This window comes from Chitinibacter sp. ZOR0017 (assembly GCF_000799095.1).
GTDB classification, from domain to species: Bacteria; Pseudomonadota; Gammaproteobacteria; order Burkholderiales; family Chitinibacteraceae; genus Chitinibacter; species Chitinibacter tainanensis.
Genome location: NZ_JTLG01000014.1, coordinates 142,289 through 154,592, shown reverse-complemented (window position 1 = coordinate 154,592; position 12,304 = coordinate 142,289). Strand labels below are relative to the sequence as shown.

At 54.9% G+C, this 12,304-nt stretch carries 10 protein-coding genes; 7 read left to right on the top strand and 3 right to left on the bottom strand.

Features of this window, described 5'->3' with window-relative positions; all coding sequences use genetic code 11:
* Positions 1-99: 99 nt before the first annotated feature.
* Entirely contained in the window at positions 100-1,992 is a 1,893-nt protein-coding gene (locus L991_RS04565) for a potassium transporter Kup (RefSeq protein WP_052190606.1), read from the top strand.
* A 214-nt stretch (positions 1,993-2,206) separates the two neighbouring features.
* Entirely contained in the window at positions 2,207-3,259 is a 1,053-nt protein-coding gene (locus L991_RS04560; RefSeq protein ID WP_047392702.1) for a porin, read from the top strand.
* Between the two features lie 51 nt (positions 3,260-3,310).
* On the opposite strand, the gene L991_RS04555 is transcribed toward L991_RS04560, so the two are convergent.
* The 3 genes from L991_RS04555 to argB form a co-directional block, all read right to left on the bottom strand.
* Entirely contained in the window at positions 3,311-3,958 is a 648-nt protein-coding gene (locus L991_RS04555; RefSeq protein WP_047392701.1) for a pyrimidine 5'-nucleotidase, read from the bottom strand.
* 54 nt (positions 3,959-4,012) lie between these two features.
* Positions 4,013-4,444 (bottom strand): CBS domain-containing protein, encoded by a 432-nt coding sequence (locus L991_RS04550; RefSeq protein ID WP_028450047.1) that lies wholly within the window; start codon positions 4,442-4,444, stop codon positions 4,013-4,015.
* A 111-nt stretch (positions 4,445-4,555) separates the two neighbouring features.
* Complete coding sequence (argB, locus tag L991_RS04545) at positions 4,556-5,434, bottom strand: acetylglutamate kinase (protein WP_028450046.1); 879 nt, start codon at positions 5,432-5,434, stop codon at positions 4,556-4,558.
* Positions 5,435-5,613: 179 nt separating this feature from the next.
* Here argB and L991_RS04540 point away from each other — a divergent pair, with 179 nt between their 5' ends.
* From L991_RS04540 to L991_RS04520, 5 genes are all read left to right on the top strand, one after another.
* On the top strand, positions 5,614-6,243 hold the full coding sequence (locus L991_RS04540) for a TetR/AcrR family transcriptional regulator (RefSeq protein WP_047392698.1): 630 nt from the start codon (positions 5,614-5,616) through the stop codon (positions 6,241-6,243).
* A 2-nt stretch (positions 6,244-6,245) separates the two neighbouring features.
* A complete protein-coding gene (locus L991_RS04535) occupies positions 6,246-7,352 on the top strand; it encodes an efflux RND transporter periplasmic adaptor subunit (RefSeq protein WP_052190605.1) in 1,107 nt (368 codons plus the stop codon).
* Positions 7,345-10,428 (top strand): efflux RND transporter permease subunit, encoded by a 3,084-nt coding sequence (locus tag L991_RS04530; protein ID WP_047392694.1) that lies wholly within the window; start codon positions 7,345-7,347, stop codon positions 10,426-10,428. The genes L991_RS04535 and L991_RS04530 overlap by 8 nt, the downstream gene beginning before the upstream one ends.
* A 45-nt stretch (positions 10,429-10,473) precedes the next feature.
* Positions 10,474-11,817, top strand: a complete 1,344-nt coding sequence (locus L991_RS04525) for a TolC family outer membrane protein (protein ID WP_052190604.1) — start codon at positions 10,474-10,476, stop codon at positions 11,815-11,817.
* A gap of 89 nt (positions 11,818-11,906) precedes the next feature.
* On the top strand, positions 11,907-12,221 hold the full coding sequence (locus tag L991_RS04520) for an H-NS family nucleoid-associated regulatory protein (protein ID WP_028450042.1): 315 nt from the start codon (positions 11,907-11,909) through the stop codon (positions 12,219-12,221).
* The last annotated feature ends 83 nt before the right edge of the window (positions 12,222-12,304 follow it).

The window sequence follows — 12,304 nt, the reverse complement described above, 5'->3', positions numbered from 1 at the left end:
CGCTGCTTTGGTGCATTGCCGCAACGAATGCCGCCAAATCATGCATTTAGCCGCCCACAGGCATATAATCCGCTTCCCGCTTTGGACGATTGAATCATCATGTCTCACCCAGATAGCCGTGATCCTAAAAAGCTAGCTGGCCTTGTGGTCGGCGCCATCGGTGTGGTGTATGGCGATATTGGCACTAGCCCGCTCTACACGCTAAAAGAATGCTTTAACGGCCACGTTCCTCTCGCGCTGAATGCGTTTAATGTACTGGGTATTTTGTCCCTGATTTTCTGGGGCCTGATGCTGGTCGTGACCTTGAAATACGTCAGCATCATTTTGCAGGCCGACAATCGCGGCGAAGGGGGGATTCTAGCGCTGATGGCCTTGGCCTTGCGTGCGGCGGGGGATCGCAAAACCACCGCATTCAGATTGGCCGTGCTCGGTATATTCGGCGCCGCCCTGTTTTCCGGCGAGAGCATTATTACACCCGCGATTTCGGTGCTGTCCGCCCTCGAGGGGATTAGCCTCGTTTCCCATACTCTAGAACCCTACATTCTACCGGTGGCGATTGCGATTATGATTGGGCTGTTCGCCATGCAGTCACGCGGCACGGCCCTGGTGGGTAAGCTATTCGGCCCGATTATGCTGACCTGGTTTGGCGTGCTGGCCCTGCTGGGGGTGATTAATATCGTGCAAGCACCGCAAGTGCTGGCCGCGGTGAATCCTTGGTATGCCGTACAGTTTTTTCTAGCCCATCCGTGGGTGGCCTTCGTGCTGCTGGGGGCCGTTGTCTTGTGTCTGACCGGGGTTGAAGCACTGTATGCCGATATGGGGCACTTTGGCCGGCCGGCGATCCGCTATGCCTGGTGTTTGCTGGTGCTGCCGGCCTTGGTGTTGAATTATTTTGGTCAGGGCGCTCTCCTGATCTCTAACCCCGAAGCAATCAAGAATCCGTTCTACCTGCTTGCACCAAGCTGGGCCCAATTGCCGCTGGTGGTCTTGGCGACCATGGCGACTGTCATTGCCTCACAAGCGGTGATTTCCGGGGCCTTCTCGGTGGCTAATCAGGCGGTACAACTGGGGTTCTGCCCGCGGATGGATATTCAGCATACTTCCGAGCGGGAAATGGGGCAGATCTATATCCCCGGGGTGAACTGGTTCTTGTTGGTGTCTGTCATTATTCTGATTTTGAGTTTCCGCACTTCTAGTAATCTCGCTGCCGCCTATGGTTTTGCGGTGACCTGCACCATGGTCATGACGACCTTGCTCGCGTTTTATGTGGCTGGGCATTATCTACAAGGGCAGAAAAAGTATCTGTACTGGGCTGTTTTATCTTTTTTGCTGCTTATTGATCTTGCGTTCTTCTCGGCCAATATCCTGAAGCTGCATGAGGGCGGCTGGTTCCCACTGATGCTGGGCTTGATCGCCTTTACGCTGATGATGACTTGGAAGCAGGGCCGCAAGATGCTGTCGGCCAAGCTGCGTGAGGGCGAAATGCCCTTGCCCGGTTTTGTAGAAAGCTTGGAAGCCTGCCCGCCGCAGCGTGTAGAAGGCTTGTCGATCTTTATGACTGCTAGCTCCGATTCGGTACCGCATGCCCTGCTGCATAATCTGAAGCACAATAAAGTGTTACATGAGCAAGTGGTATTTCTGACGATTCAGACCGACGATATTCCCTTTGTGCCCAGCCGTGAGCGGGTGGTGGTGCGCAAACTGGGGCAAACTTTCTATCAGGTCATTGCGACGTTTGGTTTTAAAGAAGAGCCAAATGTGCCGCTGGTATTGCAGCAGGTAACGCAGCTGCAGCCCGAGCTGGTCTTTGATGATATGAACACGTCGTTCTTCCTGTCGCGCGAGACGATTGTGGAGGCCAAATACCCATCAATGAGCTGGTGGCGCCGGCGGTTGTTTAGTTTGATGAGCCGCAACGCCACGCGGGTGACCAACTTCTTCAAAATCCCGCCCAATCGGGTGGTGGAGATGGGGATGCAGGTCGAGTTGTAATAAGTCGTTGAATTTGAATGGTGAAGAAGCAGTCGGCGTGGTGCCGACTGCTTTTTTTTCGGCCATCTGAGCCAGATTTCAAGGCCAGCGGCATGGCAAAAATACACCAAATGGCTGTGATTTTGTGCCGCGAGCCAAGTTGAGCTGCCGCATACACTGCGAGGCATCTGTCCAGCATCGCTGGATTTTTCAAAGTGTAGTGGAGGCAATCAGCATGAAAATCAAAACAACTGCTCTCGTTATTTCCCTGGCGCTGGCTGCCGGTTTTGCGCAAGCCGACGTGACTATCTCTGGTGACATGACCGGTGGGGTCAAACTGGATGATCGTGGTAGCGATAATAAAGACGGCGTGTATCTGGATGGCACTCTGTCGTTTGACGGTACGCACAAAATTGATGCGATTCCATCATCGATCATCTGGCGTTTGTCGGCTGGCGTAAACAACAGCAGCGGCGGCAGCAAACTGGATGACTGGGTGAGCGTGAAAGATGCTTATGTCGGTCTGCAAGGTGATTTCGGTACTGCGCGTATGGGCCGCTTGATGACACCAAGCTATGATGCACAAGATGCGCTGTTTACTGATACCGGTCTGAGCTGGTTGGCAGGTGACTATGGCCTGGGCCAAGCTACGCGGATTAACAATATCGTGCGTTATGACACCCCTGAGCTGAAAGGCTTCTCGGCGGGTGCGGCGTTTGGCTTTAAAGACTACAACGACGACGGTAACGGCTCAGGTAAAACCTATGACGTGGCTGCCAAGTACAAACTGGCTGGCTTGCAATTGGACGGTACTTACCAGAAACGTGATGGTGTTACGGATGATCTGACCGTGGGTAGCGCTTCTGCGACCCAAACATTCGATACCGAAACTTACTACGCGGGTGCACGCTATGAGCTGCAAAACGGCCTGGGCTTCACCGCGGGTTACAAACACAATATGTTTGACCCAGGTAACGCCAAAATGGAACAAGGCCAATGGTTGGCACAAGCGAGCTACAAACAAGATAAACACGCGGTTTATCTGAGCTACGCCAAACTGGACGATGTATCACTGAATGGTGCTAAACAAGGCGATTCAGGTGCCCAGGCGTACGTAGCCCGTTACAACTACTCGCTGAACAAAAACAACCTCGCCTTTGTGGAAGGTCGTTATGTGGAAAATGAAGCGAACTCTGCCATTGGCGCGGCCGACAATGCCTTTGACTACAGCGGTAAAGCCGGTCAAAACACTTCACGCGTGATGGTGGGTCTGAAATCATTCTTCTAAGCTTGCCGGCTTAGACTGCAGACGCAAAAAAGGGGGCTTAGCCCCCTTTTTTTATCGCATCAACCGAGCGTTAAGTTGAGTCAGTTGATGTAGATGGCGAATCTGATGCTGCGCGGCGGGATGACGCTGTCGGCCAGGGCTCAGCCAGACCGTGTGCATACCCAAGCGACGAGCCATCTGCAGATTATCTATACTGTCTTCGACCATGATGCAATCGCGTAGAGCCACAGCAAAATGCCGACTCATCTGCAAAAACGCCAGGCGTTGAGGTTGGGGTCGTAAGCCTACCGTATCAATCCCGGCAATGCCGGAAAATAGATCGGCGATCCCCAATTGCCCGAGCATCCAGCGGCCATACTCGGCCGGACCATTGGTAAACAGGTATTTATCACCGGTTAGCTGTAATAGGGTAGAGCGTAGGCGGGGCATCGGGTGCAGCGCCATCCCTAACTCGGCAAAGGGATGACAGGCTCGCAGAAAAGTGTGCGGATTAAGCTCGGGATGGTGGCGACGCAAACCCAGTAAAGTCGCACCGTAACGTTGCCAATAGCTGACCCTGAGATGGTTCGCCGTGTGGTGGTCGACCGCCAATTGCTGTTGCAGCCACTGCGTCATCGCCCGGTCAATCACCGGGAAGGCATGGCGGCTGGCGATGTGGAGGGTATTGTCGAGATCAAAAATCCAGTGCAAAGGGCGCATTGAGCAGAAAAAAGGCTGGCACACGGCCAGCCATTGTACGCATTTGTGCGGCGCTTAGCCGTAGATGTAATGGGTCATCTGCCCAATCACGAATTCTTGATCGGCAATTTTCTCGCGCACTAGATCGCCAATCGACAAAATCCCCATCACCCGATCGCCATCCAGTACGGGCAAGTGACGGATGCGTTTTTCGGTCATCAGCCCCAGGCAGTCATCCACATTGGCATTCAGTGGTACGCACAATAGCTTGTGCGTCATGATTTCCGAGATCGGGGTGCCGGCGGAAGTTTTGCCCATCAGCACTACTTTGCGTGCATAGTCGCGTTCGGAAAAAATCCCGACCAGTTTTGCGCCATCCATCACCAAAATGGCGCCAATATTGTGTTCGGCCATCACCTGCAAGGCCTGATACACCGTGGCGTTGGGTGAGACAGAGATCAGCTGTTCACCGCTTTTTTGATCCAGTAATTGTCGTGCTGTTTTCATTGGTGGCTCCCGTGCGTTTGGGTATTACCAATGTAGTTGGCTGCCTTGAATAGGCAAGAAAAAAGGCCGGCACAGCGGGGCTGGCCGACCTTGTTGCAGTGCTGCGATTTGTTATTTCGCGCGGATCATCGTACCCACACCTTGCTCGGTTAATACTTCCAGCAGCAGGGCGTGTTTGACCCGGCCATCAATGATGTGGACCGAATTCACACCGCTCTTGGCGGCATCGAGCGCCGAGCCGATTTTCGGCAGCATGCCGCCTGAAATTGTGCCATCCGCAAACAGCTCATCAATGCGACGTGCTGTCAGCTTGGTGAGTAAGGTGCCTTCTTTATCCAGGACGCCCGGGGTATTGGTCATTAGGATGAGTTTTTCGGCTTTCAGTACTTCTGCCAGCTTGCCGGCCACCAGATCGGCATTGATATTCAGGCTTTCACCACTGCTATCGACGCCGATCGGGGCAATGACCGGAATAAAATCGGCGGCATCCAAATGCTGCACGATGGCTGGGTCGATTTTCTCAATTTCACCCACTTGGCCGATGTCGACGGTTTCTTCGCCGGCTTCGTTTTTCAGCATCATTTTGCGCGCGCGGATGAAGTGACTGTCTTGGCCGGTTAAGCCAATTGCCTTGCCGCCGTGTTTATTGATCAGCGAAACGATCTCTTTATTCACATGGCCGCCCAATACCATCTCGACCACATCCATGGTTTCCGCATCGGTGACGCGCATCCCTTGGATGAATTCGCCTTTTTTGCCAATCCGGTCGAGCAGGTCATTAATCTGCGGGCCGCCGCCATGCACCACCACCGGATTCATGCCCACCAGTTTGAGCAGTACAACATCCGAAGCAAAACCTTCTTTCAGCTCTTCGTCGATCATCGCGTTGCCACCGTATTTAATCACGATGGTTTTATCGAAAAAGCGCTGAATATACGGCAGGGCTTCAGAGAGAATTTCGGCTTTGGTTTGGGCGGTAATGTCGCTCATGGCTCGCTCCGGCGGCAGATGAAAGAGTGCGGCGATTGTACCGCAGAACACCGGGCGTATTAGCCGTTTTTGCGCAATTTGCAGTGCATTTTTATACGCTGATTGGCGTGCTGAGCATGCTTGACGTTGACATACTCGAAGCGCATAATAAATGAACGTTCATTTATTTATTTCCGGTTATGAACTGCCCGCTCAAACGCTGGACTCGTCGTAAAGAAGCCCGCCCGCAGGAAATCCTGGTGGCGGCTTTGTCTTTATTTGTCGAGAAAGGCTATGCCGCCACCAAAATCGAAGACATTGCCCGCGCCGCCGGCGTCACGCGGGGCACGCCCTATCTGTATTTCGCCAATAAAGAAGAAATTTTCAAATCGGTCATTCGCGAATTGCTGCTTCCGCAAATTTCGCAAGGCGATGAAATCGTCAATCGCTGGCAAGGCTCGATTCGCGATTTGTTTGTTGAGTTGATGCATTTCTGGTGGACGCAACTGGGCGCCGAGCAATTATCGGCCATGCCCAAGCTGATGTTGGCCGAAGGCGGTAATTTCCCCGATGTGCTGGCCCTGTACCGCGAAGGCTATGTGCAGCCGGGCAATGCGCTGATCCGCCGGGTGTTGCAGCTTGGGATCGAGCGGGGTGAGTTTGCCGCGGTTGATTTGGATTACGCGCCGCACATTATTAGTTCGCCGGTGATTATGGCGATGATCTCGCAGCATTCGCTGCACTGTTTACCTGAACAATTCGATCCGAAACGTTATTTGCAAACGATTCTGGATATTCTGTTAACTGGACTGCTGCAACGCAAAGGCTAACCATGAACCGCCCTCTACTCGCTGTGCTGTTTGGCGCTCTTACCCTAACGCTGGCTGGCTGCCAGAAGCCGGTGGAAACCAAGCCGGAAATTCGCCCCGTGCGCACGCTCACGGTTAGTGCCAAAGAGGCGCATTCGGTGGGGGAGGTGTATAGCGGTGAAGTCAAAGCCCGGCATACCGTACCAATGGGCTTTCGGATTGGCGGCAAGCTCAATAGCCGGCCGGTGAATGTCGGCGATAGCGTGAAAGCTGGCCAGGTGCTGGCCAGCCTCGATCCGGGCGATGTGCGGCTTTCGGCCGATGCGGCACGGGCGCAACTGGAATCGGCGAAGGCGCAGCTCGCGCAAGCCGAGCTCGATTACAGCCGGGCCAAAGATCTATTGGCGCAAAAATTCGTCAGCCAAGCCGAAGTGGATAAACGCCAAACCTTGCTGACCGCCGCGCGCCAGCAATTTGAGCAAGCCCGCTCGCAAGCGCAGTTGGCGCAAAACCAGAGCAGCTACGCGCAGCTATTGGCCGATGTTTCAGGCGTGGTGACCGCTACGCAGGCCGAGCCCGGCGCCGTGGTGGCCGCTGGCCAGCCGGTGGTGTTACTTGCCAAAGATGGCGAGCGCGAGGCGGTCATTGATGTGCCGGAAGGCAAGGTGAAAGCCTGGAAGGTTGGGCAAAGCGTGAATGTCAGCTTGTGGGCGAATGAGCAGCTTAATCTGACCGGCACGATCCGCGAAGTAGCGCCGGCGGCCGATGCCTTAACCCGCACCTATCGGGTGAAAGTGACTTTACCGGCGAACGAGCAAATCAAGCTGGGTATGACGCTGCAGGTCAATCAGCAAAATGCTTCCCAGCCTATACCTAGTATCTCGCTGCCGTTAACTGCCGTGTTTGGCCGTGAACAGCAGCAGCGCGTCTGGTTGGTGAGCGCGGCGAAAGAGGGTACGGCCACCGTGAAAAGCACCCCGGTCAAAGTGCTGGAAATGGCCGGTGAAAGTGCGCAGGTGAGCGGTATTCAGCCCGGTGCGGTGGTGGTGACGGCCGGCGCGCATCTGCTGCGCGAAGGGCAAGCCGTGCGTGTGCTCGCCACGCCAGCCAAGGAGGCGCGCCATGACTAAGCCGGAAGCCGCGCAAGGCTTTAATCTATCCGCCTGGGCCCTCAAGCATCAGTCGCTGGTGCTGTATCTGATGGCGGTGCTGTCGTTGGCCGGGGTTCTGGCCTACACCCAGCTGGGGCAAAAAGAAGACCCGGAATTCACCTTCAAGGCCATGGTGGTGCGCGCCTTCTGGCCGGGCGCCTCGGCCTCGGAGGTCGAGCGGCAGGTGACGGATCGGCTGGAAGAATCGTTACAGGGCATTGGCTACATCGATTACACCAAGAGCTATTCGCGCGCCGGCGAGGCATTGATCACCATCATGCTGTACGAGAAAGTGCGCGGCAAAGAGGTGAACGATGCCTGGTATCAGGTGCGCAAGCGCGTCAACGACATCAAGGGCAATTTACCGCAAGGGGTGGTGGGGCCGTTTTTTAATGATGAATTCGGTGAAACCTATGGCAGCTTGTATGCCTTTACCGCCGATGGGTTTACGCCGGCCGAGCTGAAAAAATACGTCGAAAAGGTGCGCACCGAAATCCTGCGCATTCATGATGTGAATAAGGTGGTGCTGATCGGTACGCAAGACGAAAAAATCTATGTGCAGTACAACAGCAGCAAACTTGCCACGCTGGGGGTAACGCCATTTCAGATTAATCAGGTCTTGGCGGCCACCAATACCGTGAGTGCCGCGGGCACGGTGGAAGGGCGCGAAGAGCGGGTGTTTGTGCGGGTGTCGGGCGGGTTTGATGCCGTAGACACCATCAAAAACACACCAATCACCCTGAACGAGCGCACCTTTAAAGTGGGCGATGTGGCGCAGGTCTTCCGCGCCAGTATCAATCCGGCCACCACCAAAATGCGCTTTGCCGGTCAGGATGCGATTGGGCTGGGTATTTCGATGAAAGCCGGCGGCAATGTGTTGGCGATGGGCGAGCAAATCGACGCAACGCTGGCCAAAGTGCGGCAGGATTTACCGGTCGGCATCGAGTTTCACGCGGTCTCGGATCAGCCGGCGGTAGTGAAGCACGCGGTGAAAATCTTTATGCATTCGCTGCTGGAAGCGGTGGTGATTGTACTGGCGGTGAGCTTTCTCTCGCTGGGCTGGCGCACCGGGATTGTGGTGGCGTTATCGATTCCGCTGGTGTTGGCGCTGACTTTCCTGTGCATGAAAGTCTTTAATCTCGAACTGCAGCGCATTTCGCTGGGCGCGCTGGTGATCGCACTGGGCTTATTGGTGGATGACGCGATTATTGCCGTGGAGATGATGGCGCTCAAGCTCGAAGAGGGCTGGGATAAATTCCGCGCCGCCACATTTGCCTATACCTCCACCGCCTTCCCGATGCTGACCGGCACGCTGATTACTGCGGCGGGGTTTCTGCCGGTAGGCCTTGCTAAATCTAACGCGGGTGAATATACCTTCTCGATTTTTGCCGTGGTGGGGCTGGCGCTGATTATTTCCTGGGTGGTGGCGGTGCTGTTTACGCCGTATCTGGGTTATCACCTCTTGCCGGAGCATCCGCATGGGCAGCACGAAGCCGGCGCGCCGAATCCGCACAATGGCAAGTTCTACCAGCGTTTTCGCGCCGCGGTGACTTGGTGCCTCACTTACCGCAAAACCACCTTGGCGCTCACCCTTGGGGCATTTGTGCTGTCGGTCGGGCTGTTTGCCGTGGCGGTGCCCAAGCAGTTTTTCCCGGCCTCCAGCCGGCCGGAACTGATGGTCGATTTATGGCTGCCCTATACGGCGTCATTTGCCGCGACCGAGCATGAAGTGAAAAAAATCGAGGCGGTATTGCTGAAAGACCCCGATGTCGCTTCGGTCACCAGCTATGTGGGAGTGGGCTCGCCGCGCTATTACATGCCGCTGGATGAGCAAATGCCGAATATTAATTTTGGCCAGCTCACGGTCATGACCAAAGACGAGCATGTGCGCGAAAACGTACTGAAACGGATTAACACCCTATTTGCCAATGATTACCCGAATGTCCGTGGCCGCGTCACGCGACTGGAAAATGGCCCGCCAGTGGGGTATCCGGTGCAGTTTCGGATTATTGGTGCGGATGAAGCGCTGCTCAAACGCACCGCCGAAGAAGTCGCCGCGGTGATGCGCGCGCACCCTAATCTGCGGCAGGTGCATACCGACTGGGGCGAGCAGGTGAAAGTGGTTCGGCTCAATATCGACCAAGACAAGTTGCGCCAGTTGGGCCTCACCAGCCAGCAATTAGCGCAAACGCTACAAATGGCCATCTCCGGCGTGACTGCGACGCAATTGCGCGAAGACAACCTGCTGATCGATGTAGTGAGCCGGCTGGAAGACGCCGAGCGCACCCAGCTCGATTTCCTGCAAAACCTGCCGATTGCCTTGCCAAGCGGCCGTAGCGTGCCTTTGTCGCAACTGGCCAAACTGTCGCTGGAAAACGAAGAGAGCATTATCTGGCGGCGCAATCGCGTACCGGCGCTCACGGTGCGGGCGGATGTGATGGGCGCGCAGGCGCCAGATATTTCGATGGCCTTGTTGCCCAAAATGCAGGCGATTGAAGCGAAATTACCGGTGGGTTACCACATCGAAGCGGGCGGCACGCTGGAGGCCTCGAAAATCTCGCAAGATTCGATCGCGGCGGTGATGCCACTGATGCTGATCGTGGTGATGACACTGCTGATGCTGCAGCTGCAGAGTATTCAGCGCATGGTCATGGTCTTACTCACCGCGCCCTTGGGCATGATCGGCGTTACGTTGGCTTTGCTGATCTTCCGCGCGCCATTTGGCTTTGTGGCTACGTTGGGGGTGATTGCGCTGTCGGGGATGATTATGCGCAATTCGGTGATTCTGATGGATCAGATCGAGCAGGATATTGCCGCCGGCTCTACGCCTTGGGATGCGGTGATTGATTCGGCCGTGCGCCGCTTCCGCCCGATTATGCTGACCGCTTTGGCCGCGATTTTGGCCATGATCCCGCTCACTCGCGACACTTTCTGGGGGCCGATGGCGATTGCCATTATGGGCGGGCTGTTTGTCGCCACCGTCCTGACTTTGCTGGTGCTGCCGGCCTTGTATGCCGCCTGGTTCCGTTTACAACCGCCATCGGCGTCAACCTGAATCGCCGCCGCTGCGTTAAGTGCCATCTGATAAGGAAGACTTGCAATGATGAAATTCAAACCCCTGCTCCTCGCCATGGGGCTGCTTTCGCTCCATACCAGCGCGTGGTCGACTGATTTGCTGCAGGCTTGGCAATCAGCGGCGCAATTTGATGCGCGTATTTCGGCCGCCCGCAATGCGCAAATTGCCGGTCAGGAAAAAGCCAATCAAGGTCAGGCGCTGTTGTTGCCTAAGGTGACCCTGAGCGGTAATACCGCCTATGCGCGTAGCGAATATCAGCCGGGTCGCACTGTGCCCACTGCGCCGCATACCGAAAATGATGGCCAGACTTATGGCTATAGCATTAGTGCCGCCCAGCCGATTTATCGTGCCGATGCCTTTGCTTCGGCCGAACAATTAAAAAAACAAACCGCACTGGCCGATGTGCAATACCGCGCCGCCGAGCAGGATTTGATTTTGCGGGTCTCGAAAGCATATTTCGAATTATTGGCCGCACAAGAAAAAGTAACCCTCGCGCAGGCGCAAAAACAGGCGGTCAGCGAGCAATTGGCGCTGGCCAAAAAATCATTTGAAGTCGGTGTGGCCACCATTACCGATACCGATGAAGCGCAAGCGAGCTATGACAGCATTCTGGCCGCAGAAATTGCGGCTAAAAATGATCTGGATGTTAAAGCCAGCGCCTTTAGCCTGCTCACCGGTTTACCCGCAGATCAGCTGGCGCGGATTGGTGATCAGCATCAACCGGCGGCGCCTGAGCCAAATGATTTGAGTGTGTGGCTGAATAAAGCCAAAACCAACAGCCTCAATACGCAGGGCCAGCAAATTGCGCTGGAAATTGCCGAGCGGGAAATCGATAAATATAAAGCGCTCAGCGCACCAACCCTTGATCTGGTGGCCAGCTATGGCAATGATTGGACGGGGTCGGGTTTATCGCGCTCGGGTGCGACTGATCAAACCAGCAGCGGCGCGATTAAACTGCAATTATCGATTCCATTGTTCACCGGCGGTGACCGCTCATCTCGCTTGCGTGAAGCTGCCGCCAAGAAAGACGAACAAAAAGATAATTTGCTGGCCACTCAGCGTGATGCCGAACAAGCCACCAAACAATCCTTTTTGGGGGTTAATGCCGGGGCCGCGCAAATTCGCGCCTTGCAGCAGGTATTGAAATCCAGCGAAAGTTTGCTAGCTTCCAGTAAATTAGGCCGGGAAGTGGGCGTACGCACCACAATTGATGTGCTGAATGCCGAACAAAAATATTATGCCACCCGCTATGATCTGGTGGTGGCGCGTTACAGCTACCTTTATGCCAGATTACTACTGGCCGCGGCCGCTGGTGAATTAAGCGAAAAAGACCTGATCGGCGTGAATGAATGGCTGGTAAAAAATTAATATTTTAATTCGCTTAACTTGAATTATTGAAAACCGCACCGCATAATCTGAAAGGTCAGCTGTATAAAACTGTCTTTCTGGAGCAAAACATGGATTTGTCGAACCTCGATTATCAGCAATTGGTAGAACTGCGCGGTCAAGTTGAAGTTGAACTGGTACGTCGTAAAGAGCAAGAAAAAGCGCGCATTCTGAGCCAATTGCAAAGCGCTGCTGCGGCAAGTGGTTTCACCGTTGCCGAATTGATCGGTGAAGTCGCCGGCAAAAAAGGCGCCAAAAAAGCCGTTAAAGCGCAATACGCTAACCCAGCTGATCCAAGCCAAACTTGGACTGGCCGTGGCCGTAAACCACAGTGGGTACACGACCTGCTGGCCAACGGTGGCTCACTGGATAGCATCCGCATCTAATTGTCTGTTCGCAGGCAATGCTGAAAAGGGCAGCTTAGGCTGCCCTTTTTGTTCTGGCGCGTTAAGATAGGGCTGCCAGCCCT

Excerpts from the sequence above, each read along its gene's own strand:
- L991_RS04565 (WP_052190606.1), top strand. The coding sequence starts at position 100 with ATGTCTCACCCAGATAGCCGTGATCCTAAAAAGCTAGCTGGCCTTGTG.
- L991_RS04560 (WP_047392702.1), top strand. The coding sequence starts at position 2,207 with ATGAAAATCAAAACAACTGCTCTCGTTATTTCCCTGGCGCTGGCTGCC.
- L991_RS04555 (WP_047392701.1), bottom strand. The coding sequence starts at position 3,958 with ATGCGCCCTTTGCACTGGATTTTTGATCTCGACAATACCCTCCACATC.
- L991_RS04550 (WP_028450047.1), bottom strand. The coding sequence starts at position 4,444 with ATGAAAACAGCACGACAATTACTGGATCAAAAAAGCGGTGAACAGCTG.
- argB (WP_028450046.1), bottom strand. The coding sequence starts at position 5,434 with ATGAGCGACATTACCGCCCAAACCAAAGCCGAAATTCTCTCTGAAGCC.
- L991_RS04540 (WP_047392698.1), top strand. The coding sequence starts at position 5,614 with ATGAACTGCCCGCTCAAACGCTGGACTCGTCGTAAAGAAGCCCGCCCG.
- L991_RS04535 (WP_052190605.1), top strand. The coding sequence starts at position 6,246 with ATGAACCGCCCTCTACTCGCTGTGCTGTTTGGCGCTCTTACCCTAACG.
- L991_RS04530 (WP_047392694.1), top strand. The coding sequence starts at position 7,345 with ATGACTAAGCCGGAAGCCGCGCAAGGCTTTAATCTATCCGCCTGGGCC.
- L991_RS04525 (WP_052190604.1), top strand. The coding sequence starts at position 10,474 with ATGATGAAATTCAAACCCCTGCTCCTCGCCATGGGGCTGCTTTCGCTC.
- L991_RS04520 (WP_028450042.1), top strand. The coding sequence starts at position 11,907 with ATGGATTTGTCGAACCTCGATTATCAGCAATTGGTAGAACTGCGCGGT.